Origin of the sequence: Nocardia sp. JCM 34519.1 (assembly GCF_020361265.1) — a bacterium.
GTDB lineage: Bacteria > Actinomycetota > Actinomycetes > Mycobacteriales > Mycobacteriaceae > Nocardia > Nocardia arthritidis_A.
Window position 1 is genome coordinate 116,137 of sequence record NZ_JAIRBR010000013.1, and the last position, 25,119, is coordinate 141,255.

Consider the following 25,119-nt stretch of genomic DNA (forward strand, 5'->3'; position numbering starts at 1 on the left):
GGCTGAGCCGTGGATCAGGATCCGACGATGTCCACCGAGAGGGACCGGTCCAGATGGTCGGCGGCCACCAGCCTGCCCTTGACGAACGAGAGCACCCAGACGCTGCCCTTCCGGTTGCGAGCGGAAGGCACTGTGACACCGTCCTTTTCAGCCCACCACGCGAGAAGATCAGGAATCACCTTGCCCTGACTACAGATAACGCGCACCGCCGTGTCGGAGACCAGCTCGACCGCTCGGGCACGGCCTTCGTCTTGCGCTGCGGCATAACCGGTTTCGGACAGCAGCGGTTCGAGCCGGATATCGGTGCCGAGCTTCTCGGCCAGCGGGGTCACCGTCTGCACACAGCGCAGCGGATCGGCCGAAAAGATCTCGGATGCCCCGAACGCCAACAGATTCGGCACCAGCGCGTCGGCCTGGGCGCGGCCCGCCCGATCCAGCGGACGCTCGAAGTCGGGGCCGGAGAAGCGATCTCGGCGTCCGGCCTTGGCATGCCGCACCAGCAGCACGGTGCTGGTGCGCGCGGGCAGCCGCATGAAGGTGCGCACCACCTGCCGGTCCATCGGATACGACAGCTGATCCATCACCCGGTCCATCGGATACCAGGACAGCTCGTCCACCTCCGAGTTGGCGGTGAACGCGCCACCGGCCACCTCGGCGGCCCAGTAGTCGACCCGCTTCAACTTCCGGTGTCCCGGAATGGGATACGTGACGTGGCCGAGATATCGGCCGAGCCGGCAATCCAGCCCGGTCTCCTCGGCGGTCTCCCGTACCGCGGCGAGCACCGGCGTCTCACCCGGATCGAGCTTGCCCTTGGGCAGCGACCAGTCCTGATATTTGGGCCGGTGCACGATGGCTATCTCGACACCGGAGCCGTCGGTGGCCCGGCGCCACAGCACCGTGCCCGCGGCGTGAATGTTGGCTCGTACCCGGGGATCCCAGAAGGACCCTCCGTCCATCTCGTACCCCGCGTCGTTCACTGCTGATCAGGTCTCCGCAATCGCATGAGGAATTCTTGGTGGTCGCGCACCTGCTCGCCGTCCTCGTCGGACTTCTCCGGCCAGGCCTGCCAGCTGCCGTCCGGCTGCAACACCCAGCATCTGGTGGTCGGGTACAGCGCGGAGTCGAGGATCGAGCCGAGCTGTTCGCTCAGCCGCGGATCCTTCACCTGCGCCATGACTTCCACTCGCCGATCCAGGTTGCGATGCATCATGTCGGCGCTGCCGATCCAGTACTGGTCCTGCGCCTGGAAGTGCATGATCCGCGAATGTTCCAGGAAGCGACCGAGAATCGAACGCACCTCTATGTTCTCGCTCATCCCCGGTACTCCGGGACGCAGCCCGCAGATGCCGCGCACCACGATCTGCACCGGAACCCCGGCCTGCGACGCCCGGTACAGCGCGTCGATGACCTGTTCGTCGACGATCGCGTTGGCCTTCATCCGGATTCGCGCCTGCTTGCCCTGACGGGCCAGCTCGGTCTCGCGCTGGATACGTTCGATGATCCCGGCGCGCACACCCTGCGGCGCCACCAACAGGTTGCGGTAGTTGGCCTTTCGCGAGTATCCGGTGAGCGAATTGAACAGGTCGGTCAGGTCGGCGCCGATTTCCGGTGCGGCGGTGAGCAATCCGACGTCCTCGTAGAGACGCGCCGTCTTCGGGTTGTAGTTGCCGGTGCCGATGTGGCAGTAGCGGCGGATGGTCGCGCCCTCGCGGCGCACCACGAGGCAGGTCTTGCAATGGGTTTTGAGACCGATCAAGCCGTAGACGACGTGCACGCCTGCCTGTTCCAGCGCGCGGGCCCACTTGATGTTGGCCTGTTCGTCGAAGCGGGCTTTGATCTCGACCAGCGCCACCACTTGCTTACCCGCCTCGGCGGCGTCGATGAGCGCGTTGACGATAGGCGAGTCGCCGGAGGTGCGGTACAGCGTCTGCTTGATGGCGAGCACCTGCGGATCGGCGGCGGCCTGTTCGATGAACCGCTGCACGCTGGTGGAGAACGAGTCGTACGGGTGGTGCACCAGCACGTCGCCCTCGCGCAGCGCGGCGAAGACGTTGCGCGGGGTCTCGCGCTCGCCGAAGGCGGGCGGGGTGGCCGGAACATACGGTGCGTCTTTGAGATTCGGCCGGTCGACCCCGTAGACCTGCCACAGGCAGGACAGGTCGAGCAGGCCGGGCACCTGGATGACATCGCCGGGATCGACGTCGAGTTCGCGCAACAGCAGATCGAGCATGTGCTCGGTCATATCGTCGGAAACCTCCAGCCGCACCGGGGATCCGAAGCGGCGGCGCGCCAATTCCCGTTCCAATGCCTGCAGCAGGTCCTCGTCGCGGTCCTCGTCCACCTCGAAATCGGCGTTGCGGGTGATCCGGAACGAGTGGTGCTCAACGACTTCCATGCCGGGGAACAGCAGATCCAGGTGCGCGGCGATGAGCTCCTCCATCGGCAGGAAGGCCGCGATGGTCGAAGCGGATTCGGTGCGCCTGACCCGGACGAACCGGTCGACGTTGTCGGGCACCTTGACGCGGGCGAAGTGTTCCCCACCGGTGGCCGAATCCTTCACCGTCACCGCGAGATTCAGGCTCAGGCCGCTGATGTAGGGGAACGGGTGCGCCGGATCCACCGCGAGCGGGGTGAGCACCGGGAACACCTGATCCTGGAAGTGTCCCGAAAGTCGTTGGCGCTCATCGTCGTCCAGATCGGACCAGTCGATGATGGCGATGCCCTCCGCGGTGAGCGCGGGCAGCACGTGGTCCAGGAAGACGCGCGCGTGGCGGTCGGCGATCTCCTGGGCGCGGGCCGCGATGAGCTCCAATTGCTCACCGGGGGAACGGCCGTCGGCCGAGCGCACCAGCAATCCGGTCTCCGCGCGGCGTTTCAGTCCGGCGACCCGGACCATATAGAACTCGTCGAGGTTCGAGGCGAAGATGGCCAGGAATTTGGCGCGCTCCAGCAGCGGCAGCGAGGCGTCCTCGGCGAGGGCGAGCACCCGGGTGTTGAAATCGAGCCAGCTCAGTTCCCTGTTGAGGTAGCGATCGGCGGGCAACCGTTCCGTCGCGGTTTCGGTCGGCAGCGTGGACGCCGCGGGCGGCGGCGTTGGCAATAGCTGATGTGTATCACTCACGACTGCGCCTCGCTCTGCTCGATCCTGCCGCTCATCGGCCGCGCCGGTGGGGCGCTCTCGGCCGCTGTGCGCGATGGCGCGCCGTGCCTGTTCTTCACTCGCTGACCCTCGTTCACGCCAACGATCATCCCTTACTACCGGGTAGGTGTGCAGTCCGACACCGGTATTGCCGCCAGTATCACGCCACCCCGGCGACCGGCTAGCACACCCGTCGCGCGGACTCGGGTACCCGCTGCGGCCAGCCGATATCGCGCAGCGCGGCGCGGGTCGCGTCACCCGCGCCGAGCGCCACGGCGAGGTCGAGGTCGTCGGCGGTATCGACATCCAGTCGCAGCCCCGGCCAATCACCGGCGAGATCGACCGCGCCCGCCTCGATATGCCTGCGCGCCGAATCCGGGCCGAAGCGCGGGTCGAGCGCGGCGAGCGGGTCGCGGACCAGCAGTGCGGCGGTTCCGGTTCCCGCGTGGTCGACCACCAGTGAACGCAGGCCCGGCGGCGCGGCGGCGAGCATCTCGGCCAGGTCCTCCGGGCGCAGCGCGGGCAGATCGGCCTGCAGCGCGAGCAGTTCGGCGGGGCCGTTGCGCCGCCGGACCGCGGCCGCGGCGTCGGCCAGCGCCGAGTTCAGCGCGTCGGCGACGGCGGGCGGCTCCGGATGGACCTCGGCGCCCAGCCCGCGCGCCAGCTCGGCGACCGCGGCGTCGGGAGTCACCACCGTGACCGAAACCAGTTGTGGCACCGCCACCGCCGCCGCCACCGTATCGGCGAGCATGGCGAGCACCAACCGCGCCCGATCCGGCGGGCGCAGCCGGTCGGCAAGGCGGGTCTTCGCGTGTTCGAGGCTCTTGACCGCGATCACGGCGTGCACGGCGTGCGGGCGCATGCGACCAATCCTTCCATGGCATATTGGGCTGATGACGAGGGCGGCGGTTATGGGCGCGGGATCGTGGGGCACCGCGTTCGCAAAGGTGTTGGCGGACGCGGGAACCGAGGTCACGATCTGGGCGCGCAGGCCGGAGGTCGCCGAGGCGCTGTCCTCCGAACATCGCAATCGCTTCTACCTCCCGGATATTCCGCTGCCCCCCATGGCCGCCACCCACGATCCCGCGATCGCGCTGGACGGCGCCGACATCGTGGTGCTCGCGGTGCCCTCGCAGTCGCTGCGGGTGAACCTCGCGGAATGGAAGGGGCTGATCGATCCGGACGCCACGCTGCTGAGCCTGGCCAAGGGCATCGAGAACGGCAGCCTGCTGCGGATGAGCGAGGTGATCGGCGAGGTCACCGGCGCGAGCGCGGACCGGATCGCGGTGCTGTCCGGGCCGAATCTGGCCTTGGAGATCGCGCAGTGCCAGCCCGCGGCCACCGTGATCGCGTGCACCGATACCGATCGCGCGGTCGCCGTCCAACATGCCTGCGCCACGGGCTATTTCCGGCCGTATACGAACACCGACGTGATCGGCTGCGAGGTCGGCGGCGCCGCGAAGAACGTCATCGCGCTGGCCTGTGGCATCGCCTCCGGGATGGGTTTGGGCGACAACACCAGGGCCAGCATCATCACCCGCGGGCTCGCCGAGATCATCCGGCTCGGCGTCGCACTCGGCGCCGAACCCGCGACGCTGGCGGGATTGGCCGGCGTCGGCGATCTGGTGGCTACCTGTGCTTCCCCACTGTCGCGCAACAACTCGTTCGGGCGGGTGCTCGGCCGGGGCGGATCGATGGAGGCCGCGCAGGAGGCGACTCACGGTCAGGTGGCCGAGGGCGTGAAGTCGTGCACATCGGTGCGCGCGCTCGCCATCAAACACCGGGTGGAGATGCCGCTCACCAGCGCCGTGCATCAGGTATGCCATGAGGGCCTGCCGGTGCCGGAGGCGGTCGGCAATTTGCTCGGCAGGCGGATCAAGCCGGAGTAGGCGCCCCGTCACATCCGCCGCTACGGGTACGGTTCGGGGCATGACGAACCGGATCAGGGTGGCTGTGGTGTTCGGCGGGCGCAGTAACGAGCACGCCGTGTCGTGTGTTTCGGCGGGCAGCGTCCTACGGCACCTGGATCCGGCGAAGTTCGAGGTGGTGCCGATCGGCATCACGACAGCGGGCGGTTGGGTGCTCGGCAGCGCCGACCCGAGGGAGCTCGAACTCGGCCACGACCAGCTGCCGTCGGTCGACGGCGCGGGCACCGCACTCACCCTGGCCGCGGGCCGCTCCGGCGCGCTGGTCGCACTCGACGAACCCGGCGCCGCGCTGGGCGCGGTCGACGTGGTGTTCCCGATCCTGCACGGACCGTTCGGCGAGGACGGCACGCTGCAGGGCATGCTGGAACTCGCCGGCATCCCGTACGTCGGGCCGGGTGTGCTGGCCAGCGCCGCGGGCATGGATAAGGAGTTCACCAAGAAACTCCTTGCCGCGGAAGGACTTCCGATCGGCACCCAGGTGGTGCTGCGCCGCGGTGAGACCACGCTGAGCGAGGCCGACCGGGCGCGGCTCGGGCTGCCGGTGTTCGTGAAGCCCGCGCGCGGCGGGTCATCGATCGGCATCACCAAGGTGACCTCGTGGGATCGGCTGGACGCCGCCGTCGCGACGGCGCGCGAACACGATCCGAAGGTGATCGTCGAGGCGGGCATCATCGGACGCGAAGTCGAGTGCGGCGTACTGGAATTCCCGGACGGCCGGGTCGCGGCCAGCGTCGTCGCCGAGATCAGGATGCCGGAGGAGGATATGACGGCCGAGGCGCCGCAGTTCTACGACTTCGACACCAAATACCTCGACGACGTCTGCGAATTCGACGTTCCGGCCAAACTGGACGACGAAATGTCGGACCGGATACGGGAACTCGCGGTGCGCGCGTTCGAAGCGCTGGGCTGCCAAGGGCTCGCGCGCGTCGACTTCTTCGTCACCGACGCCGGTCCGATCATCAACGAGATCAACACCATGCCCGGCTTCACCTCGATCTCGATGTACCCGCGGATGTGGGAGGCCACCGGAATCGACTATCCGACACTGCTTTCGACGCTGATCGAGACCGCGCTGGCCAGGGGTACCGGGCTGCGCTGACGCTCAGTTGGGCAGCGGGCCCGGATCGATGTCCCGCTTGGGCAGTTGCGCGGCGACGGTGTCCGAAACCTCTTGCATCGGTGTGGGACCCGTGCCGTCGGGCAAGGTCAGCGCGATATAGCTGGGGCCGCGGTCGACGACGAACCAGGTGCTCGCCTTGGCGGTCTGGTCGCGCACCTCGAACCACTGCACGCCGTTGACGAACTGCGTCGCGGACGCGCGGTTGAATTCCAGCGGGCGTTCCAGGCCGCAGCGCAACACGATCGGATCGCCGCCGTCCTTGCGCTGCCAGGCGCGAGTGGCCGGCGGCGACGGCTCCACCAGGGTGGATTTGGTGAAGTCGCCGAGGTCGGCGGGCAGTGCGGGAAGCAGTGCGGCACAGGCGGGTCCGTCGGCGGTGGGCGCGGCCACCGGGCCGAGGGCCAGCGGCTCGCGTTCGGATGGTGCGCGGCGGGCCAGAATCGCGGCGACCAGGACGGCGACGACGAGTATGACCGGCAGGGCGACCGCGGTCGCGATGAGCGCGGGCGGGTAGGCGCGGGTCGGCGCGGCGGACGTCGCCGCATCCGGCGCGGTCGTGGAGTCGGCGGGCGAGTTATCGGCGGACGTTGGGGCCGTGGTGTCCGCATCGGTCGTCGAATCGCGGTCCGGCTCCGCCATCGTCACCGACTCCTTCCTCGTCGGGCTGGATCAGGCGGCGGCCGGACCAGCCCGGTAACAGTTGATTGCCTCGGCAAGGGTACCGTCGGGTCGTTTTGAATCAGCCGCGCGGTACGACGGGCCCGGCGCGGATCCGACACAGCGCCCGGAGGGACCGGTCATCAGCGACAGTACGCAGCCCGCCACGGTCGGCGAACTAGGTGAGTTCGCGCTGATCGAGCGCATCAACAGCAACCGGGTACAGGCGGCGGCCGTGCAGCTCGGGCCGGGTGACGACGCCGCCGTGGTCGCCGCGCCGGACGGCCGGTTCGTGGTGTCCACCGACATGCTCGTGCAAGACCGGCATTTCCGGTTGGACTGGTCGAGTCCGGTGGAGATCGGGCGCAAGGCGATCGCGCAGAACGCGGCCGATATCGTCGCCATGGGCGCGGCGCCGACGGCGTTCGTGGTGGCGCTCGGCTGCCCGGCCGATACGCCGGTCGCCTTCGTCGACGGTCTCACCGACGGCATGTGGGACGAGGCGGCGCGGGCCGGTGGTTCGATCGCGGGCGGAGATCTGGTGCGCAACGGGCAGTTGGTCATCTCGGTCACCGCGTTCGGTGATCTGCGCGGGCGCGCGGCGATCACGAGATCCGGTGCGCGGGTGGGGGATACGGTCGCGATCGCCGGGCGACTCGGCCGGTCGGCGGCGGGACTCGCCGTGCTGTCAAGCGATATGGACGGTCGCGATGAATTTGCGGGTGTGCTTGCAGACCACCGTGCGCCGCGGCCGCGATACGCCGCCGTGCTCGATCTCTTTGTCGAGTCCGCAACGGCCGCAACGGAAGTGACACCCCACGCACTGACCGACGTCTCCGACGGCCTGCTCGCCGACCTCGGCCACATCGCCGACGCGTCGGGCGTCGCGATCGATCTGGACTATGCGGCGCTGCGCGATCCGGCCCTGGAGTCGATCGCGGCCGCATTGCGTTCGGCCGCCGTGCCGGATCCGGCCGGGTTGTCCTCGGCTGGCTCGAATGCCGATGCGGCGCAATGGATTCTGACCGGCGGCGAGGATCACGCCTTTGCCGGGACCTTTCCGGCCGACCGGAGCCTGCCGCCTGGGTGGGTGGCGATCGGCCGGGTTCGCGCCGGTCGCGGTGTCACCGTGGACGGAGTCGCGCGGCCGGGCGGCGGCGGTTGGGAATCGTTCGGCGGGGCAGACGCGGCATCCGTCGGCGACCCGCGCTAAGTTGTGCGGTCATGGGTGCGAAACCACTGTCGGAAATCATCGATCCCGGTTGGGCGAAGGCATTGGAACCGGTGGCGGATCAGATCACCGCCATGGGCGAGTTCCTGCGCGCCGAAAATGTCGCGGGCCGCGGCTATCTACCGGCGGGCGAGAATGTGCTGCGCGCCTTCCAGCGTCCGTTCGACGCGGTGCGCGTGCTGATCGTCGGCCAGGATCCGTATCCGACGCCGGGGCACCCGATGGGCCTGAGTTTCTCTGTGGCGCCTGATGTTTCGCCGGTGCCGCGCAGCCTGGCGAATATTTTCGCCGAGTACAGCAAGGATCTCGGCCATCCGACACCGTCCAACGGCGATCTGAGTCCGTGGTCGGATCAGGGTGTGCTGCTGTTGAACAGGGTGCTCACGGTGCAGCCGGGACAGCCCGCCTCGCATCGCGGCAAGGGCTGGGAACCGGTGACCGAGCAGGCGATTCGCGCGCTGGTCGGGCGGGACGAACCGCTCGTCGCCATTCTCTGGGGCCGCGACGCGTCGACGCTGAAGCCGACGCTGGCCGCGGCCGAGGTGCCGTATATCGAATCGGCCCATCCCTCACCGCTGTCCGCGTCGCGCGGCTTCTTCGGTTCGCGTCCGTTCTCTCGCGTCAACGAATTGCTTGACGAACTGGGTGCCGAACCGGTGGACTGGCGGCTGCCCTGAAGCTCGCCGAGGGTAGTCGAAAATTGAAACCGAGTTAGGAGCTTGTTCCCATGCACGACAAGACCGTTCGCGGCGCACTGCGCGGCGCCACCGCAACCATCGCCGTCTGCGCCGCACTGACCGGTGGCGCCGCGGCGGCGAGTGCGGCCCCGCTGCCGCTCGAGCCCGCGACGGATGCGACGACCACCACCGTCGACAGCAACGCCAAGCCGGTCACCGATCTGCTGACCACCTCGGGGTCGTCCAGCCTTTCCTCCTCGATCAACGCCAAGGTCACCTGCCTGCTGCAGCGCACCCTCAGCGCACAGGGCAAGTGGGACTGCAACTAGTTACAGTTTTCGCCGGGCTCGCCGCTGCCCGGCAACGGCACTGTGCGATCCTCGGATCGTGAGTGATGCGAACAATCTTCTCGAACCGACTCCGCTCCGATTGCGCGGTTCGGGCGGACTGGAGCTGGCCGCCGACCAGTACGGACCGGTCGACGGCCAGCTCGTCGTCTTTCTGCACGGCGGCGGTCAGACCCGTCACTCGTGGAAGCAGACCGGCGTGAAGCTGGCCGCCGCCGGTATGCGGGTGGTCACCGTCGACGCTCGCGGCCACGGCGACAGCCAGTGGGCGCCGGATCGCGACTACACCCGCGGCACCATGGTCCGAGATCTGCTGCTGGTGCTGGAACAGCTCGGCGCGCCCGCGGTAGTGGTCGGCGCGAGTATGGGCGGCATCACCGGACTGCTCGCCACCGCGGCTCCCGATGCCGACCGGATCGCCGCACTGGTTCTCGTCGATATCGTCACCAGACCGGAGACCGCCGGCGTCGCGCGCGTCATCGACTTCATGAGCAGGCATCGGGACGGCTTCGACACGCTGGATCAGGCCGCCGACGCGGTCGCCGAATATCTGCCGCACCGGCCCCGCCCGAAGAACACCGACGGGCTGCTGCGCAATCTGCGCCTGCGCGAAGGCCGTTGGTACTGGCACTGGGATCCGGACATGCTGCGCGACCGGGTGGAGGATCCCAGCCTGATGGTGGAAGAAATGGAGGCGGCGGCCCGCGCGCTCACCATTCCGGTGCTGCTGGTGCGCGGAATGCGCTCGGATGTGGTGAGCGCCGAGGGTGCGGCGGCCTTCCAGGAATTGGTGCCGCACGCGCAGCTCGCCGAAATCGGCGGCGCCGCGCATACGGCGGCAGGCGACGACAACGACTCGTTCACCGAAGCCGTCGCGAAATTCGTACTGCGGACCCGCTGAACGGCCAAGCGTCGTGCCGTGATTCGAGGTCGGGCGACGGGTGGGCCTGGTGTCGTGCGGCGATTCGAGTCGGGCGACGGGTGGGCCAGCGTCGCACGGTGATTCGATCAGGGGCGGTGGTCCGGTGACGAGTGATCTGGCATCGCGAAGCGATTCGATGAGGGGTGGTGGTCGGGTGACGGGCGGGCGTAATCGGGCTTGCGCTTTTCGACGAAGGCGTCGACTCCCTCGCGGCCGGTGGCCGAATTCGCCGCGACCGCAATGGCATCGCGTTCGCGATCCAGTTGATCGGTGAGATTCGACGAAGCCGATTGGGCGAGCAGGGATTTGATGCTCGCGTGGGTGGATCGCGGTCCGGTGCACAGTGTTCGGGCCACCCGCAGCGCCTCGTCGCGCACCGCGGCGTCGTCGACGAGGCGGCCGATGATGCCGAGGCGGACGGCCTCGTCGGCGTCGAGAACCGCGTCGGTGAGCAGGATTTCGCGGGCGCGGGCCGCGCCGACGACGCGCGGCAGCGTCCAGGACATACCGCCGTCGGGGCTCAGCCCGATACCCGGATAGGCCGGGCGCAGTTTGGTGCCGGGACCGCCGATGGCGATATCGGCGAGCAGTACCAGGCTCATGCCGGCACCGGCCGCCCAGCCGTGCACACCGACGACCACCGGTACCGGTGTCGCGGCCAACGCGCGGACGAATTCGTGCAGATCCGTTGCGAGACCGTGGATATGCGCGCCGCGGTCGGCGGCCGCGGCGAAGCCGCGCACATTGCCGCCCGCGCAGAAATTGGCACCGGATCCGGTCAGCAGCACCGCGCCGATCTCGGGACCGAGTTCGCGCAGTGCGGCGGTGCCCGCGTTGATTCCGGTGAAATCCATCGAGGTGCCGTTGGCCGCGGTGGCGATGGTGATGGTGAGCACGCCGTCGACGACGGTGACGTACTCGGTCTCGGTGGCGGTCATGTCCAGCACCCTATCGCGGGTCCGGATCGCGCATCTCACCCGCGAACCATGCGCACCTCGGTGACGGGTGCGAAGGCCTCGATCCGGCGCGTTCCGTCCAGGACGAAACCGTGTCTGCGGTAGAACGCGTGCGCGCGCGGGTTCTCCTCGAACACCCACAGGTGGCACGGAACTTCCGGGTCGATCGCGGTGCGGATGAGTTCGTCGGCGATGCCGGTGCCGTGCCAGGCTGTCCGGACGTAGATCGCGTGCAGTTCGACGGCGGTCGCCGGATCCGGGTCGCGCGCCGGACCGGCGCTGGCGAAGCCGATCACCTCGTCGTCGACGAGGCCGAGGTGGGTGGCGCCCGGGTAGCGGAGCCGACGGCGTTCCCACTGGTCGGCGCGGTGGTCGAGATCGAATGCGGCCAGGATGTGATCGGGAACCAAGCCCCGATACGCCTCACGCCAGCATTCGATATGGCATTCGGCCAGGCCGCGGGTGTGTTCGGCGGTAAGCGGCGCGATCCGCCACGGTCGGGTCATGGATCCATGATGGTCGGTACAACAACGCCCCGGCACCTTGCGGTACCGGGGCGCTGTTTTCGTCGAACTGGGCCCTAATCAGCCGCGGACGACCTTGCCCGCCTTGAGGCAGGAGGTGCACACGTTCATGCGACGGGTGTTACCCGGCGCGACCTGCGCACGAACGGTCTGGATGTTCGGGTTCCAACGACGGTTGGTGCGCCGGTGCGAGTGCGAGACCGACTTCCCGAAGCCGGGGCCCTTGGCGCAGACGTCGCAGACGGCAGCCATAGTCGCGAACTCCTTCATGTCATGTGGGGACCGCCGCATTCGCGGTGCAGCATGTCCGGGAACAATGTCGTGATGTGCCTGCCGACTGACGCCGACCAGCGTGAACCATGGGGTGGCCACGCGAGGCAACCCTGCAAGGGTAGCCGGAAGGCCTTCGATCCGCCAAACCGGGGTATTCGGTCACGGGAGCGGGACACGCGGTTCGACCGGTGGAATCCTACTGTCGGTGTTGATCGCTAACCTGACGGGCGTTGGCGGATGGGAAAAGGGGTGACGGGTGCCCGAGGTGCGGGACGTGATGGACGGCACGGCGTTGCTGCGCTGGGGCCGGGCCTGTCTCACCGGCCTTGCCGAGCGGCGCGCGGAGATCAACGCGCTCAATGTCTTCCCCGTCGCGGATGCCGATACCGGAACCAATCTGCTCGCCACGATGCGCGCCGCGGTGGATGCCGCGGTCGCGGTGGACGTATCCGATACCCATGCGGTCGCGGCGGCGCTGGCGCGCGGGGCGATAACGGGCGCGCGCGGCAATTCCGGAATCCTGCTGTCGCAGGTGTTGCGCGGTATGGCCGATGCGGTGCGCGATGGCCCGCTGACCGGTGACGCGCTGCGTATCGCGCTGGCCAGGGCGGCGGAGCTGGTGCGCGCGGCGTTGAGCGTGCCGATCGAGGGCACCATTCTCACGGTGCTCGACTGCGCCGCGGCCTGCGCGGCGAGCTGCCCGGATGCGGCGCTGGCCGAGGTCGCGGTGGCGGCGGCCGACGGCGCGGCGAAGGCGCTCGGCGATACACCGTCACAGTTGGGCGTGCTGCGCGCGGCCGGTGTGGTGGACGCGGGCGCGCGCGGGCTGGTGGTGATGCTGGACTGCCTGGTCGAGGTGGTGCTCGGCGAGGTGCCGGTGCGGCCGGAGTACGCGGCGTCCGGCAATCCGGCCCCCATCGATGATGAGTTTCCTTCCAGCGCACCGCATTTCGAGGTCATGTACCTGGTCGGTGCATCCGATGAATCGCAGGCGGCCGCGCTGCGCGGTCGCCTGGCCGAGCTGGGCGATTCGGTGGTGGTGGTCGGCGACGGCTCCGGGACCTGGTCCGCGCACGTCCACTGCGCCGATGCCGGTGCGGCCGTCGAGGCCGGGCTGGCGGCGGGGGCGGTGCACCGGATCCGGATCGAGAGTTTCGCGATCACCGCGCCGGTCGGGCATTCGATCGGTTCGGCGCGGGCCGAACACGACCGCGCGGTGCTCGCCGTCGCCGATGGCGCGGGCGCCGTCGAATTGTTCGAGACCGCGGGTGCGGTCGTCCTCGGCGCGGATGGTCCGGTGACGACGGATTCGCTGCTCACCGCGATCCGCCGCCTGCCGAATCGCGAGGTGCTGGTGCTGCCGAACGGCGCGCTGCCCGCGCACGAACTGGTCGCGGTCGGTGTCGCGGCCCGCGACGCGCACCGTGACGTGCTGCTGCTGCCGAGCGCGTCGATGGTGCAGGGGCTGGCCGCGCTCGCGGTACACGATCGCGGCCGGATCGCGGTGGACGACGCCTTCGCGATGTCGGAGGCGGCCGCGGGCACCAGGTGGGGTGCGCTGCGCACGGCGACCGAACGCGCGCTCACCATGGTCGGCACGTGCGCGGCGGGTGACGGCCTCGGCCTGGTCGGGGCCGACGTGGTGGTGATCGACCGGGAGGTGCGGGCGGCGGGGCAGACCCTGCTGGACCGGATGCTCGGTCTCGGTGGCGAATTGGTGACGTTGCTGATGGGTGCGGATGCCCCCGAAGGCCTGGCCGATGAACTGACCGCGCATATCGGACGCGGTTTCCCCGGTGTCGAGGTCATCGTGTATTCCGGTGGGCAGCACGGTGATCTGGTGCAGATCGGGGTGGAGTAGGACGGTGCGATAGCTATGGCGACACTGAGCGATCGGCTCGATCGTCTGCTCGGCGCGAAGGCGGCCGAACCGCTGGCCGACGCGTTCGACATGCATACGGTCGAGGATCTGTTGCGGCACTATCCATTGCGTTACGCGACGCAGGGTCAGCCGCTCACCGAGGAACTGCCCGAGGAGGGCAAGCACATCACCGTGGTGGGCCGGGTGACGAAAACCGAACTGCGGCCGATGAAGAACCGTCGCGGCAAGATGCTCAAGGTCGTGCTCGACACCGGCTCCACCAGCCCGATCGATATCACCTTCTTCAATGGCGACAAGGTGAGTTACCTTGTCCGCGAAGGGGTTCGAGCGATGATGTCGGGCACCGTGCACTGGTGGCGGCCGGACCGGTGGAATCTGTCGCATCCGGATTACCTGATCCTGCCCGAGAAGGGGGAGGGTTCGGTCGAGAATCTCACGACCGTGCGCGGCAGCGGAGCGTTGCGCGGACTCGCGCAGAGCGCCAAAGGTGCGGAGGGCGTCGATGTTTCGTTCTTCGAACGGGAGTACATCCCGGTTTACCCGGCGACCGCGAAGGTGCAGAGCTGGACGCTGCTGGCCTGCGTGCGGCAGGTGCTGGATCAACTCGACCCGATAGACGATCCGCTCCCGGCCGACCTGCGTGCGGAGCGCGGGCTGCTGCCGATATCCGACGCGCTGCGGCTGGTCCACCTGCCCGAACGCAAGTCGGATATCGAACAGGCAAGGGAGCGTTTGCGTTTCGACGAGGCGCTGGCCCTGCAACTGGTGCTGGCCGAGCGGCGGCACGAGACGGAGGGCCGGGCCGCGCGGCCGTGTCCGCCCCGCGCCGACGGTATCGCGGCGGAATTCGACAAACGCCTGCCGTTCGAACTCACCGCGGGGCAGCGGCAGGTGATCGAGGAGATCTCCGGAGATCTCGCGCGCAGCCACCCGATGCATCGGCTGCTGCAGGGCGAGGTGGGCTCCGGTAAGACCATCGTCGCGCTGCACACCATGCTGCAGGTGGTGGACAGCGGCCAGCAGTGCGCGCTGCTGGCCCCGACCGAAGTGCTTGCCGCCCAACATTATCGGTCGTTGCGCGGGATGCTCGGCGACCTCGGGACCGCAGGTGAACTCGGTGCGGCGGAGCGGTCCACCAAGGTGGTGCTGGTGACCGGGTCCATGTCGGCGGGCGCGAAGAAGGCGGCGCTGCTCGACGCGGTGAGCGGCGAGGCGGGCATCGTCATCGGCACGCACGCGCTCATCCAGGACGCGGTGGAGTTCTTCGATCTGGGCATGGTGGTGGTGGACGAGCAGCACCGCTTCGGCGTCGAACAGCGGGACGCGTTGCGCGCCAAGGCGAAACCGGGGACCACCCCGCATCTGCTCGTAATGACCGCCACCCCGATTCCGCGCACCATCGCGATGACCACCCTGGGTGATCTGGAGACCTCGACCCTCACCGAATTGCCAAGGGGCCGTTCACCGATCACCTCGCGGGTGGTGCCGCGCAAACTGCACCCGAACTGGGTGGACCGGGCCTGGGAGCGGATCCTCGAGGAGGTCGAAGCCGGGCGGCAGGCCTACGTGGTGTGCTCACGCATCGGTGATGACGAAGAGAATCCGAAGGGCCGCAACGGAAAAGCGAAGAAATCCGAGCAGGAGAAGGAGGGGCCGAGCACCCAGGCCGTTGTCGAGGTGTTCGATATGCTGCGGCACGGTCCGCTGGCGAACGTGCGGGTCGGGTTATTGCACGGCAGGCTGCCCGCCGATGAAAAAGACCAGGTGATGCGGGCTTTCAACGATGGGACCATCGATGTGCTGGTGTGCACGACGGTGGTCGAGGTCGGCGTCGACGTGCCGAACGCGACGGTGATGGTGATCCTCGACGCCGACCGGTTCGGCGTCAGCCAGCTGCACCAGCTGCGCGGCCGCATCGGCCGGGGTAAGCATGCCGGGCTGTGCCTGCTGGTCACCGATGCCGCGCCGGGCGGTTCGGCCATGGCGCGGCTGGAGGCGGTGGCCGCGACCACCGACGGCTTCGAGCTCGCGGTGCTCGATCTGCGGCAGCGGCGCGAGGGCGATGTGCTCGGCGCCGCGCAGTCCGGCACCGCCCGGTCGCTGCGGCTGCTGTCCCTGCTGGACGATCTCGAAGTCATCACCGCCGCACAGGAATTGGCGCGCAAGGTGGTCGAGCAGGATCCGGGGCTGCAGCGCCATCCCGGATTGGCGAGCATGATGCACGCGGCCGTCGACGGCGAGCGGCTGGAGTATCTGGCGAAGTCGTGAGACTAAAGCCGGGACCGGGCGGGCTCTTCGCCGCGTGAGTTGGCCGTCCACAACGCGGCCACCGCACCGGCGAGCGCGATCAACCCGCCGATCAGCAGCCCGTAGCGGAAGCCGGAGGTCATCGAGTCGATCGGGTTGTGGCCTTGCGCCAGTTGGTCGTTCGTGCGTGACGTGGCTATCGCGGTGAGCACCGCGATGCCGAGCGCGCCGCCGATCTGCTGGGCGGTATTGAGTAGCGCGGCCGCGAGCCCGGCCTGTTCGGCGGGCACACCCGCATTCGCCGCGGTGGTGTTGGCGACGAATACCGCGCCGAGTCCGACCGCCATGATGAGCATGCCCGGCAGCAGGTCCTTCGCGTACGAGCCGCCGATCGGCAGCCGGGACAGCAGGATGACGCCCGCCGCGCTGATCAGCGATCCCACCACGATGACGGGCCGAGTTCCGGTGCGGGGGAAAATCTTCGCGACAACGCCCGCCGCCATACCCACGGTGAGGCTGAGCGGAAGGTACGCACTGCCCGCCTCGAACTCGCCGTAGCGGAGCACCTCCTGCATGTACAGCGTGACGAAGAAGAACATCGCCAGCATGCCCGCGGCCAGGATCAGGTGCGTGATATCGGCGGCGGCCAGCCCGCGGATGCGGAAAATCGAAAGGGGGACAAGCGGATTCGCGGTGTAGCGCTCGTTGACGACGAAGGCGGCGAGCAGGGCGGTGGCCACCGCGAGTTCGACGATAGTCCGGGTCGAGCCCCAGCCCTGGTCGGGCGCCTTCACCAATCCGTACACCAGCAGCATCAGTCCTCCGGTGGCCAGTGCAGTGCCGAGAACATCGAAGCCACTGCGGATTTCGTTGCGGCGATCGTTCGGCAGCAGCGCCGGAACGGCGGCCAGCGCCAGCACGCACACCGGTGTATTGACATAGAACACCCAACGCCAGCCCGGCCCCTGGGTGAGTACGCCGCCGAGGAATACGCCGGCCGCCGACGCCAGGCCGGCGGCGCCGCCCCATACGCTCAGCGCGGTGTGCCGATCGGAGCCCTCGCGAAAGCTGGTGGTGAGGATGGACAGGGCCGCGGGCAGCATGAGCGCCGCCCCGACGCCTTGCGCGAAGCGCGCACCGATCAGCAGCCCGCTCGAGTGCGCCATGCCACCGAAGGCCGAGGACACTCCGACGATAACGGTGCCCAGAATCAGCACCCGCCGCCGTCCGAGCAGGTCGGCGAGGCGGCCGCCGAGCAGCATCAGACCGCCGTAGGTGAGCAGGTAGCCGCTGGTGACCCACTGCAGGGTGGGTACCGGGAGCCGCAGTTCGCGCTGGATCGTCGGCAGTGCGACGTTGACGATCGAGCTGTCGACGAAGTCGAGGAAGGCGACCGCGCACAGCAGCGTCAACGTGAGTTTGCCGCGGCGGGTGGCCAGGAACGACGGTGTATCCGTCACCAGGGTTGCGTTCACGGTGTTGCCCTTCCGATTTCGGGGACGCGGTTCATCCGCTGTGAATCTGAGAGGGCGGGCAGTGCGCGCGGTGTGACATGAAGAGAGTCAGGTCACAAATCGCCAAGCCATGTCACATTTCGGTGCGTGCCGGACTCTAGGTTGCAGATAACCGAGGAGGATCGATGATCGAGACCGACGACGACCGCGCCACCCGGGTGTTCGCCGAGCACCGGGAATTGCTGTTCTCCATCGTCTACAACGTGCTGGGCAGCGTCGCCGACACCGAGGACGTGCTGCAGGACACGTGGCTGGCCTGGGCGGCGCGCTATCGGGCCGGGGCGGCGGAGATCGAACATCCCCGCGCTTACTTGGTGCGCACGGCGGTGAACCGGGGCCTCGATCGGCGGTCCACGATCAATCGTCGCCGCGAAACATATGTCGGCCCTTGGCTTCCCGAACCGCTGGTGTCGGATCCGGCCGACGATGCCGCGGAGCGGACGCTGCGCGCCGAATCGGTGTCGATGGCGATGCTGGTCGTATTGGAAACCCTGTCCCCGCTCGAGCGCGCGGTTTTCGTGCTGCACGACGTCTTCGGGTATCCGCACGCGGAGATCGCGGAGATACTGGGCCGCAACGTCGCCGCCGTGCGCCAGCTCACCCACCGGGCCCGCGAGCATGTGCATGCCCGCCGTCCGCGCGGCACGGCCGATCCGCGGGTGCAGCGGCGGGTGACCGAGAAGTTCCTGGCCGCCCAGCACGACGGCGATGTGGCCGGGCTGCTGGAGTTACTGGCTCCCGACGTGGCCTTCTGGTCCGACGGCGGCGGCAAGCGACGGGCCGCGCTGCGGACGATCTACGGCGCGGAAAAGGTCTCGCGATTGCTCACCAATGCCAAGCTGGTCGAATTCTTCAACGAGGCCACGCTCGAGTACCGGTCGATCAACGGTGATCCATCCGTGGTCGTTTACGCCGAGGGCGGGCCGTACGCGGTGGTGGTTCTCGATATCGATCCGGAGAGCGCGCGGGTGCTCGGCATCTACGCGGTGACCAATCCGGACAAGCTGACCGGCATCGAGGACTGATCACCGACCGATCCGCGGATAGGGCAGGTCGGTGCTGGTGTTCTCGGTGACCGCGAGCGGCGCGCCGATCTGCGGGAAGGCCCGCTGCGGGCAGGCGGGGCGTTCGCATACCTTGCAGCCCGCGCCGATCGGCACCGTCGCGGCCGGATTGTCCAGTTGCAGGCCGGTGGAATACACCATGCGCTCGGCGTATTCGATGTCGCAGCCCAGGCCGATCGCGAAATTCTTTGTCGCCGTGCCGAATCCGTGCGGCGCGGCGTGCGCGGTGCGGGCGATCCACAGATAGCGACGCCCGTCCGGCATCTCCGCGATCTGGGTGAGGATGCGGCCCGGATGCGCGAACGCCTCGTGCACCACCCACAGCGGGCAGCTGCCGCCCACCCTGGAGAAGTGGAATGCGGTGGCGGACTGGCGTTTCGAGATATTGCCCGCGCGGTCGGTGCGGACGAAGAAGAACGGGATGCCGCGCTGCCCCTGCCGCTGCAGGGTGCTCAACCGGTGGCAGATGGTTTCGAAGCCGACCTCGAAACGCAGTCCGAGCAGGTCGATGTCGTAGCGCAATTCCTCGGCCGAGCGCAGGAATTTACCGTATGGCAGCACCAGCGCACCGGCGAAGTAGTTGGCCAGCCCGATGCGCGCCAGCGTTCTGGATTCGCCGGTGAGCGAACGGGATTCGTCGAGGACGGCATCGATCTCCTTGCCGTACAACAGCGATCCGATGGTGGTGGCGATCTGGAAGGCGCGCTGGCCGGGTCGCAGCCTGCGGGCCAGGGTGAGGGTGCGATTGTCCGGTTCGTAATGGCGCTTCGGGATATTCGGGTCGGCGCCGTCGCCGCGCACCAGCACGGTGACGCCCGCGCGCTCCTCGGCCACCCTGGCGAGCTGGCGATCCAGCGAGCCGATGGTCAGCCCGCACTCCTCGAACAGCTGCTCGGCGGCCAGATCCAGCTGCGGGATGTGATTGTGGTGGTCGTAGAAGAAGTCGCGCACGTCCTCGTACGGCATGGGCACCCCGGGCGCGCCGGTCGGCGCGGCGACCCTGGCGGAGAGCAGGTCGAGCTGGTCGGTGGCCGCGCGTAGCCTGCGATGCATCGCGACGACCATCCTGGCCACCTCGGGTAGTCGGGTGGCCAGCTCCTCCACCTCGGTCATCGGCGCGGTATCGCCGCCCGCGGCGTCGACGAGCACCTCGTGTAGGTCCGAGACCAGGCGCGCGTTGGAGTCGGCCGCGAAGAACTGCACATCCAGGTCGAAGGTGGAGTTCAGCTTGAGCAGGACCGGGATGGTCAGCGGCCGCTGGTCGCGTTCCAGTTGATTGAGGTAGCTGGGTGACAGGTCGAGGGTCTTCGCCAGCGCCGCCTGGGTCATCCGGCGTTCCTCGCGCAACCGCCGTAGGCGGGCGCCCGCGTACATCTTGCGCACGCCGAAGATGGTAGTCCCGATCCTTCGCAAACATTGCAACCGGGCCGATGCTGGTCACCGGAATGCGCGTTGCGAGGAGTTTTGCCCGTGGTTGCTGCTGCGTAGCGTGCGAAGTGGACGGCTGGCGTCCGGGCGGACCGAAACGGCTGCGGCCGGTGCGCGGCCGAGCGGCCGCGGTATGCGGCTCCGCTGGCAACCAAGATTGCCGGAGTGGTTGCCGCTCGGTGTGTGGTCGTGGTGTCGGCGGACTTATTCCTTGATTCGCAACGGTTTACGCTGTGCGCTTCGGCTCGGTGCGCGGAATTCGGTTGTGCGCGTTGATGTTCGGGTTGTCGGTGGCGGGCCGTTCGAATTCGATACCGAGCCCGGCTACGGGGTGCGGGTCAGGGGTACCTCCGCATTCGCTCCGTCCGTGCGCAGGTCTGTGGACGAGCTCCCATCAGGCGCGGTGCGGATCTCCGGTCGGCAGAGCGCGCCGCATGCGTCGGCGCGATGACCATGCGCGACGCTGGCAAGCTCGAGCCGACCCGGTGCGTCTCGACAGGTTGCTGGACGCCCGGGATTCGGCAGCGAAGGGCGGCGTTGTCGCGCCCGGTGAAGTCAAGCGGGCAATACTGGACGGCTGTACGTCGTGAGCACTGCCCGCCGAGCGAAAACTACTGCGGATCCCAGATAACCGCCTGCGCGGCAATGACATTCGCGCCGTTGTAGGTGACGGCCGGTGAGCCGTGCAGTTTGTAGCCCTGATCCAGCAGCGCGCTGATGCGCTCGCAGAAGGCCGCGTCGTCGACGCCGGTGATGAGCCGGTAGGGCAGAGGACGTTCGTCGGTCATGCGCCCAGCTTAGGGGGTCGACCGCATTCGATCACGTGACTTTCATGCCAAGTGAGTGCTCGGTTGAATCGGTGCACGTCGCCTAGCAGGAAGTGAGCCACGTATGTCCACCCGAGCGTTCGGCTTCTGAACCCCGGATAACCCGCCCTCGACCGGCCCGGCGCAAATTCGGCGCGAATCCATGGAACCGATCCGCACGCCCGTGCGTCGAATCTGATCAGGGGATTGAAGGTGCTCTTCGACCGATCGGGAGGGGAGTTGTCATGGGGCGTGGGTGTCATCCGGCGTTGCGGCAGGGGTTGTCCAAGATACGACCGCGACCGGCGGCGCATACCGAGCCGTGCGTGAAATATCCGGCGCGGCCGAGGCGTAGGCCGCGACCGGAGAACGAGCCGGACTGAAGGATCCCGTTTCGCCGGTGGGTGTGCGCCTCGATAACACCGAAGTGGCAGTGCCACAACGCAAATCGAGGCGCACACCCGGTCAGCTCGGCCTACCGTTCAGGAAATAGACCACCTCCCAGAGGTGTCCGTCCGGATCGCCGAAGTAGCCCGCGTATATCCCCCACGGACGTTCCAGCGGGGCGCGGACTATCGTGCCGCCCGCCTTCCGCACGTTTTCCAGGACGCGGTCCACATCGTCCCGGCTGTCGACGAAATAGCCGAGGCTGAACCCGGAGCCCGCTACCCGCTCGGGCGGCACGCCCGCATCCTTCGCGAGGTCGTCGCGCGAGTAGATCGAAAAGATCTGCCCTGTCGGCAATTTGAACTGCGCGGTCGCGCCGCTCGGATTGTTCTGGTCGCCAACGTATTCGGTGCCGATGATCCCGGGCGAGGACAATCCGAGCGCTTCTCGGTAGAAGCGCAGCGAGCGGTCCAGATCTCGCACGGCGAGCGTGATCGCGCCGATATCGACCTTCATGTCGTTACTCCTCTGAACGGGCGGTTGAGTATTTGCCGATGCGGAGCCGCTCTGCGTGCCGGAGCAGGCCGTCAAGGCGATGGACGCCGCCACGACGGCCGCCGGAGCCAGGGTTCGTAGCCGGAAAATGGTGCGCCTCCTCAGTTGAACGATGTTGTGCGCGGCCAGTCAATCGAAGAGCAGGGGAAGAGGTCTTGAAGGAATCGGACAAGGGCCGTTGACGAGATTGCTTGCCTTTGCACCGTATGGTGATAGCTTTTCTCTATATTCGACTTGACCCGAGCTGGTCGTGCGTTCGAGGGAGATGTTGTGTGGAGGGCCGGAAAATTGGCCGTCGCAACGGTTTGCGGAGGAATTCTGGGTGGCGTCGCGGCCCTGCCGGGGATGGGCGTGGCTGATGCCGCCGACGGAGCGGGGCCGACGGTTGTCGATGGCACAGCGTATTTCGCGATCGGTGGATGGAACTGTTCGATCGCCGCGAATGCGGCGGTGGGGTGTGACCTCGCGATCCCGGCGTCGGCGATGAATGTGCTGTACGCCGGAATGCAGGTATCGCTGCCGAATGTGCCGGCCATCGTCATCGATTCGACGATGTCGCCGGCGCATCCGCAGTGGAACTCCAACGGCAGCCATACATTGCCCGGTGGAAATCCGGCGCTGCTGCGCGCGGCGCCCGGCAATTACCACGACCCGCAGTATTCGGTGTCATATGCCGGAGCGAATTGCCAAATCACCTATCAGGGTGTGGCGGTGTGTACTTCGATGGGGCACGGATTCAGCCAATGGGGATCGGTGGCGCAGGGCTACTGATCCCCTCGGGCCGATCGGTTCACCGGTACCAGACGCCGGAATCCCAATCACCGTAATCCCATACGTTGAAATCGTAACGGGTGTGCGCGCCGCCGAAGAGATAACCCTGCCAGCCTGCGGAGGTGTCGCAGATCTGGTCGTCGTGGTTGCACACGGTCAGCACCGGGAAGCCGCCGAACCAGTCGTCGACGCCGGCCAGCGGATATCCGACGATCCCGCTTCCCGGGGTGGACGAAAGGCCGCCCCAGCCGGGTCCCGGCGCCCGCTTGGGATCGGAAAGGAGTATGGCGTTGGCATTGTCCACGTCCTGATGGGCGGTGGCCCAGGCGTGCACGATGCCGGCGCCCTCGCTGTGCCCGATCAGCCGGATATGGTCGCCGGGGCATTCGTTGCGGTGCAGCCAGAACAGGCGGTCGAGTTCATTCAATCCCGACATCGGATCGAGCGAGTTGTAGCCGACGGGTTGATCCACGTATGGCGCTACCACCGATGAGTTGTTGTCGCCGAGACCGCCGATACCGATGGCCCAATCGCCGATGCAGTCATCGGCGGCAGCCTTCGGCGTCGTTCCGTAGGAGAGGGAGAGGAGGATGGCCAACAATACTGCGGCGAAGAGCGCCGTTGCTCTACGCATGGTCGTAACTTTCTTCATTTTTCGATGCCTCCGGGTCCGGCCCGGCTTGTGCGGGATGTACCCAGAAATTGCTGGCGTTCTTGATTTCTGGCGAAACAGTTATATCGGCGGACTATACGGTGGCCATAACGCAATGTGCGCGGCCATGATTCGCGGAAAAGGACGCCTGGTAGCGCCGATTTCGGCGAATAGTCAAGTGCCGCTATTCCTTTCGTTGATCATCGAACCGTGATGCAAGGTCGGCCGCATTCCGGGCGGGCAGCGATCGCGGAGCGATCGCGAACGAACAGGTGCCCCGAAATTCCGCCGACCGGCGAACTGGGATGATGTAGTGGTCTCCGATCTCGCGATTCGCGCACCGACAGGAGGACAACCATGTTCCGCACCCTGATCGTTCTCGCCGCGACGACCGGCTGCCTCGGGATCGTCCCGGCGACCGTCGCGGCCCAGCCGCCCGCATCGATATCCGTTGCGCCCGAGCTGGTCTACAACGTCACCACGCTGACCGTCAGCGGGTCTGCCACCTGCGGCGGCGGGGGCACCGCCGGGGTCGACGTGGTGGACGGTACGCTGGAGCAGATGTTCCGCGGCGGCATCGGCGGCCCGATCGCCATCCGGCTCGACGGCGCGGTCATGGTCGACTGCGACGGCGCGCCGCACGACTGGTCGGGCCATCTGATCGCGCCCGGCCGCGCGCTGCCCAACGAATCCGGCGGCATGCTGACGGCCAACCTCGGGCAGGGGACCACCGTCATCGCGAGCACCGGCTCGCAACCGGTCCACATCGTGAGCTGAACCCGAACCGCGCCGCCGGACCCTGCACCAGAATGTGACCCATGCCGAAGCCTTGCCTACTGCTGCAGCTGCGGCCGGAGCGGTCGGCCGCCGACGACGAGTACCAGGCCATCCGGCGCGGTGCGGATCTGCCCGCGGATCGGTTCGTGCGGATCCAGATGGATCGTGGGCTGCCCGATATCGATCTCGACGAGTTCGCCGCGGTCATCGTCGGCGGCGGGCCGAGCAATGTCAGCAGCCCCGACGACGAAAAGTACGAGTATCAGCGGGCATTCGAGCCGACGCTGAAGAAGCTGGTCGCCGAGATCGTCGCGCGCGACTTCCCGTATCTCGGCGCCTGCTACGGCTTGGGCATCCTGGCGGATGTGCTCGGCGGCGTGGTCGGGCGGGAGCGGTACGGCGAGGGAGTCGGCGCCCCGACGATCGAGCTGACCGAAAGCGCCGCCACCGATCCGCTGCTGCGCGGCCTGCCGACGCGGTTCCGCGCGTTCGTCGGGCATAAGGAGGCCTGCCAGGACGTCCCGCCCGGTGCGGTGCTGCTGGCCGGATCGGCCGAGTGCCCGGTGCAGATGATCCGGGCCGGGCAGCACGTGTACGCGACCCAGTTCCATCCGGAACTGGATGGCGACGGGCTCGCCATCCGCATCGAAACCTACCGGCACGCAGGCTATTTCGATCCGGCCGAGGCCGAATACCTGATCGCGCTCGGCCATCGGGAATCGGTGACGGTGCCGCGCCGGATCCTGTACCGGTTCGCCACCCGGTACTGCGCGGAGCGGGCGGGCGATCCCGTTATCTGTGAGTAGATACGGTGTTGCGCCGAGCGGTGGACGGCAACAGCGATGCCGCCGCCAACGCACCCGGCCCGATCACCGCGATGAGGAAGAACGACCAGCAGAACAGCGCCGCGAGCTCGCCGCCGTTCTGGATCGGCAGCAGACCGTGCTTCAGGTGGACGGACAAATAGGCATAGGCCATCGCGCCGGAGCACAGCAGCGCGGCGACCCGGGTGCCGATACCCGCCGCGACGAGCGCGCCGGCGACGAGTTCGATCATCCCGGCCCACCACTGCGGCCAGCTGCCGAAGGTGGCGATATGGCCGCCGAACGGCGCGACGGGCTTCCCGAACAGTTCGGAAAGCCCGTGGATGGCGAACGAAATACCGATCAGCATGCGAAACAGACCGAGAACCAGCGCACCGGCACTGCCCGGCGCGGGTCCGGCACTCCTATCGGTAGCTAACAGGTGCATGACGGTCTCGA

Annotated in this window: 25 protein-coding genes; 12 read left to right on the top strand and 13 right to left on the bottom strand. The window is 67.9% G+C overall.

All coding sequences use genetic code 11. The features are described 5' to 3' along the window. Window positions 1-14: 14 nt before the first annotated feature. The 3 genes from LGY53_RS28180 to cofC all read right to left on the bottom strand — a co-directional run bounded on the left by LGY53_RS28180 (window position 15) and on the right by cofC (window position 4,001). Window positions 15-956 (bottom strand): bifunctional NUDIX hydrolase/histidine phosphatase family protein, encoded by a 942-nt coding sequence (locus LGY53_RS28180; RefSeq protein ID WP_225729731.1) that lies wholly within the window; start codon window positions 954-956, stop codon window positions 15-17. A gap of 17 nt (window positions 957-973) precedes the next feature. Next, window positions 974-3,121, bottom strand: a complete 2,148-nt coding sequence (locus LGY53_RS28185; protein ID WP_374111248.1) for an RNA degradosome polyphosphate kinase — start codon at window positions 3,119-3,121, stop codon at window positions 974-976. Window positions 3,122-3,320: 199 nt separating this feature from the next. Next, a complete protein-coding gene (gene cofC, locus LGY53_RS28190; RefSeq protein WP_167477048.1) occupies window positions 3,321-4,001 on the bottom strand; it encodes a 2-phospho-L-lactate guanylyltransferase in 681 nt (226 codons plus the stop codon). Window positions 4,002-4,032: 31 nt separating this feature from the next. Here cofC and LGY53_RS28195 point away from each other — a divergent pair, with 31 nt between their 5' ends. Both LGY53_RS28195 and LGY53_RS28200 read left to right on the top strand, forming a co-directional pair. Further along, complete coding sequence (locus LGY53_RS28195) at window positions 4,033-5,028, top strand: NAD(P)H-dependent glycerol-3-phosphate dehydrogenase (RefSeq protein ID WP_225729732.1); 996 nt, start codon at window positions 4,033-4,035, stop codon at window positions 5,026-5,028. Window positions 5,029-5,068: 40 nt separating this feature from the next. After that, complete coding sequence (locus tag LGY53_RS28200) at window positions 5,069-6,166, top strand: D-alanine--D-alanine ligase family protein (protein WP_225729733.1); 1,098 nt, start codon at window positions 5,069-5,071, stop codon at window positions 6,164-6,166. 3 nt (window positions 6,167-6,169) lie between these two features. Here LGY53_RS28200 and LGY53_RS28205 read toward each other — a convergent pair whose 3' ends face one another. After that, window positions 6,170-6,826, bottom strand: coding sequence for a DUF3515 domain-containing protein (locus LGY53_RS28205; protein ID WP_225729734.1), 657 nt, complete (start codon window positions 6,824-6,826; stop codon window positions 6,170-6,172). A gap of 160 nt (window positions 6,827-6,986) precedes the next feature. On the opposite strand from LGY53_RS28205, the gene LGY53_RS28210 reads away from it, so the two are divergent. The 4 genes from LGY53_RS28210 to LGY53_RS28225 are packed head-to-tail and all read left to right on the top strand — an operon-like array spanning window position 6,987 to window position 10,000. Further along, window positions 6,987-8,057: a thiamine-phosphate kinase gene (locus LGY53_RS28210; protein WP_225729838.1), complete on the top strand. Its 1,071-nt coding sequence runs from the start codon at window positions 6,987-6,989 to the stop codon at window positions 8,055-8,057. Between the two features lie 11 nt (window positions 8,058-8,068). Continuing rightward, a complete protein-coding gene (locus LGY53_RS28215; RefSeq protein WP_225729735.1) occupies window positions 8,069-8,752 on the top strand; it encodes a uracil-DNA glycosylase in 684 nt (227 codons plus the stop codon). Between the two features lie 50 nt (window positions 8,753-8,802). Beyond that, window positions 8,803-9,081 (top strand): hypothetical protein, encoded by a 279-nt coding sequence (locus tag LGY53_RS28220; protein WP_225729736.1) that lies wholly within the window; start codon window positions 8,803-8,805, stop codon window positions 9,079-9,081. Between the two features lie 58 nt (window positions 9,082-9,139). Beyond that, on the top strand, window positions 9,140-10,000 hold the full coding sequence (locus tag LGY53_RS28225; RefSeq protein WP_225729737.1) for an alpha/beta fold hydrolase: 861 nt from the start codon (window positions 9,140-9,142) through the stop codon (window positions 9,998-10,000). Between the two features lie 107 nt (window positions 10,001-10,107). Here the strand turns inward: LGY53_RS28225 and LGY53_RS28230 are convergent, their stop codons facing one another. The 3 genes from LGY53_RS28230 to rpmB form a co-directional block, all read right to left on the bottom strand. Further along, window positions 10,108-10,959 carry an enoyl-CoA hydratase/isomerase family protein gene (locus LGY53_RS28230; protein ID WP_225729738.1) on the bottom strand — a complete coding sequence of 284 codons (852 nt, stop codon included), beginning with the start codon at window positions 10,957-10,959 and terminating at the stop codon, window positions 10,108-10,110. Between the two features lie 35 nt (window positions 10,960-10,994). Next, complete coding sequence (locus tag LGY53_RS28235) at window positions 10,995-11,483, bottom strand: GNAT family N-acetyltransferase (RefSeq protein WP_225729739.1); 489 nt, start codon at window positions 11,481-11,483, stop codon at window positions 10,995-10,997. A gap of 78 nt (window positions 11,484-11,561) precedes the next feature. Continuing rightward, complete coding sequence (gene rpmB / locus LGY53_RS28240; RefSeq protein ID WP_011210730.1) at window positions 11,562-11,753, bottom strand: 50S ribosomal protein L28; 192 nt, start codon at window positions 11,751-11,753, stop codon at window positions 11,562-11,564. A 298-nt stretch (window positions 11,754-12,051) separates the two neighbouring features. On the opposite strand from rpmB, the gene LGY53_RS28245 reads away from it, so the two are divergent. Both LGY53_RS28245 and recG read left to right on the top strand, forming a co-directional pair. After that, on the top strand, window positions 12,052-13,635 hold the full coding sequence (locus LGY53_RS28245) for a DAK2 domain-containing protein (RefSeq protein ID WP_225729839.1): 1,584 nt from the start codon (window positions 12,052-12,054) through the stop codon (window positions 13,633-13,635). 15 nt (window positions 13,636-13,650) lie between these two features. Continuing rightward, complete coding sequence (gene recG, locus LGY53_RS28250; protein WP_225729740.1) at window positions 13,651-15,924, top strand: ATP-dependent DNA helicase RecG; 2,274 nt, start codon at window positions 13,651-13,653, stop codon at window positions 15,922-15,924. 2 nt (window positions 15,925-15,926) lie between these two features. Here the strand turns inward: recG and LGY53_RS28255 are convergent, their stop codons facing one another. Next, on the bottom strand, window positions 15,927-17,378 hold the full coding sequence (locus tag LGY53_RS28255; protein ID WP_225729741.1) for an MFS transporter: 1,452 nt from the start codon (window positions 17,376-17,378) through the stop codon (window positions 15,927-15,929). A gap of 164 nt (window positions 17,379-17,542) precedes the next feature. Here LGY53_RS28255 and sigJ point away from each other — a divergent pair, with 164 nt between their 5' ends. Then, window positions 17,543-18,442, top strand: coding sequence for an RNA polymerase sigma factor SigJ (gene sigJ, locus LGY53_RS28260; RefSeq protein WP_225729742.1), 900 nt, complete (start codon window positions 17,543-17,545; stop codon window positions 18,440-18,442). Here sigJ and LGY53_RS28265 read toward each other — a convergent pair whose 3' ends face one another. From LGY53_RS28265 to LGY53_RS28275, 3 genes are all read right to left on the bottom strand, one after another. Next, complete coding sequence (locus LGY53_RS28265) at window positions 18,443-19,864, bottom strand: short-chain fatty acyl-CoA regulator family protein (RefSeq protein WP_225729743.1); 1,422 nt, start codon at window positions 19,862-19,864, stop codon at window positions 18,443-18,445. A 656-nt stretch (window positions 19,865-20,520) separates the two neighbouring features. Beyond that, complete coding sequence (locus LGY53_RS28270; protein ID WP_167477040.1) at window positions 20,521-20,697, bottom strand: DUF1737 domain-containing protein; 177 nt, start codon at window positions 20,695-20,697, stop codon at window positions 20,521-20,523. 483 nt (window positions 20,698-21,180) lie between these two features. Continuing rightward, a complete protein-coding gene (locus LGY53_RS28275) occupies window positions 21,181-21,618 on the bottom strand; it encodes a VOC family protein (protein WP_225729744.1) in 438 nt (145 codons plus the stop codon). Between the two features lie 390 nt (window positions 21,619-22,008). Between LGY53_RS28275 and LGY53_RS28280 the strand changes: the two genes are divergently transcribed. Next, window positions 22,009-22,428, top strand: a complete 420-nt coding sequence (locus LGY53_RS28280; RefSeq protein WP_225729745.1) for a hypothetical protein — start codon at window positions 22,009-22,011, stop codon at window positions 22,426-22,428. 19 nt (window positions 22,429-22,447) lie between these two features. Here the strand turns inward: LGY53_RS28280 and LGY53_RS28285 are convergent, their stop codons facing one another. Then, on the bottom strand, window positions 22,448-23,062 hold the full coding sequence (locus tag LGY53_RS28285) for a hypothetical protein (RefSeq protein ID WP_225729746.1): 615 nt from the start codon (window positions 23,060-23,062) through the stop codon (window positions 22,448-22,450). Window positions 23,063-23,437: 375 nt separating this feature from the next. Between LGY53_RS28285 and LGY53_RS28290 the strand changes: the two genes are divergently transcribed. Both LGY53_RS28290 and LGY53_RS28295 read left to right on the top strand, forming a co-directional pair. Beyond that, window positions 23,438-23,857 (top strand): hypothetical protein, encoded by a 420-nt coding sequence (locus LGY53_RS28290; protein WP_225729747.1) that lies wholly within the window; start codon window positions 23,438-23,440, stop codon window positions 23,855-23,857. A 41-nt stretch (window positions 23,858-23,898) separates the two neighbouring features. Beyond that, window positions 23,899-24,663, top strand: coding sequence for a glutamine amidotransferase (locus LGY53_RS28295; RefSeq protein ID WP_225729748.1), 765 nt, complete (start codon window positions 23,899-23,901; stop codon window positions 24,661-24,663). Here LGY53_RS28295 and LGY53_RS28300 read toward each other — a convergent pair. Next, a complete protein-coding gene (locus LGY53_RS28300) occupies window positions 24,650-25,108 on the bottom strand; it encodes a DoxX family protein (protein WP_225729749.1) in 459 nt (152 codons plus the stop codon). The two genes, LGY53_RS28295 and LGY53_RS28300, sit on opposite strands and share 14 nt — an antisense overlap. Window positions 25,109-25,119 lie beyond the last annotated feature (11 nt).

What these genes read in the sequence shown, in the direction of transcription:
- LGY53_RS28180 (WP_225729731.1), bottom strand. Translation starts at nt 956, where the DNA reads ATGGACGGAGGGTCCTTCTGGGATCCCCGGGTACGAGCCAACATTCAC.
- cofC (WP_167477048.1), bottom strand. Translation starts at nt 4,001, where the DNA reads ATGCGCCCGCACGCCGTGCACGCCGTGATCGCGGTCAAGAGCCTCGAA.
- LGY53_RS28195 (WP_225729732.1), top strand. Translation starts at nt 4,033, where the DNA reads ATGACGAGGGCGGCGGTTATGGGCGCGGGATCGTGGGGCACCGCGTTC.
- LGY53_RS28200 (WP_225729733.1), top strand. Translation starts at nt 5,069, where the DNA reads ATGACGAACCGGATCAGGGTGGCTGTGGTGTTCGGCGGGCGCAGTAAC.
- LGY53_RS28205 (WP_225729734.1), bottom strand. Translation starts at nt 6,826, where the DNA reads ATGGCGGAGCCGGACCGCGATTCGACGACCGATGCGGACACCACGGCC.
- LGY53_RS28215 (WP_225729735.1), top strand. Translation starts at nt 8,069, where the DNA reads ATGGGTGCGAAACCACTGTCGGAAATCATCGATCCCGGTTGGGCGAAG.
- LGY53_RS28220 (WP_225729736.1), top strand. Translation starts at nt 8,803, where the DNA reads ATGCACGACAAGACCGTTCGCGGCGCACTGCGCGGCGCCACCGCAACC.
- LGY53_RS28230 (WP_225729738.1), bottom strand. Translation starts at nt 10,959, where the DNA reads ATGACCGCCACCGAGACCGAGTACGTCACCGTCGTCGACGGCGTGCTC.
- LGY53_RS28235 (WP_225729739.1), bottom strand. Translation starts at nt 11,483, where the DNA reads ATGACCCGACCGTGGCGGATCGCGCCGCTTACCGCCGAACACACCCGC.
- rpmB (WP_011210730.1), bottom strand. Translation starts at nt 11,753, where the DNA reads ATGGCTGCCGTCTGCGACGTCTGCGCCAAGGGCCCCGGCTTCGGGAAG.
- LGY53_RS28245 (WP_225729839.1), top strand. Translation starts at nt 12,052, where the DNA reads ATGGACGGCACGGCGTTGCTGCGCTGGGGCCGGGCCTGTCTCACCGGC.
- recG (WP_225729740.1), top strand. Translation starts at nt 13,651, where the DNA reads ATGGCGACACTGAGCGATCGGCTCGATCGTCTGCTCGGCGCGAAGGCG.
- sigJ (WP_225729742.1), top strand. Translation starts at nt 17,543, where the DNA reads ATGATCGAGACCGACGACGACCGCGCCACCCGGGTGTTCGCCGAGCAC.
- LGY53_RS28270 (WP_167477040.1), bottom strand. Translation starts at nt 20,697, where the DNA reads ATGACCGACGAACGTCCTCTGCCCTACCGGCTCATCACCGGCGTCGAC.
- LGY53_RS28275 (WP_225729744.1), bottom strand. Translation starts at nt 21,618, where the DNA reads ATGAAGGTCGATATCGGCGCGATCACGCTCGCCGTGCGAGATCTGGAC.
- LGY53_RS28285 (WP_225729746.1), bottom strand. Translation starts at nt 23,062, where the DNA reads ATGCGTAGAGCAACGGCGCTCTTCGCCGCAGTATTGTTGGCCATCCTC.
- LGY53_RS28290 (WP_225729747.1), top strand. Translation starts at nt 23,438, where the DNA reads ATGTTCCGCACCCTGATCGTTCTCGCCGCGACGACCGGCTGCCTCGGG.
- LGY53_RS28295 (WP_225729748.1), top strand. Translation starts at nt 23,899, where the DNA reads ATGCCGAAGCCTTGCCTACTGCTGCAGCTGCGGCCGGAGCGGTCGGCC.
- LGY53_RS28300 (WP_225729749.1), bottom strand. Translation starts at nt 25,108, where the DNA reads ATGCACCTGTTAGCTACCGATAGGAGTGCCGGACCCGCGCCGGGCAGT.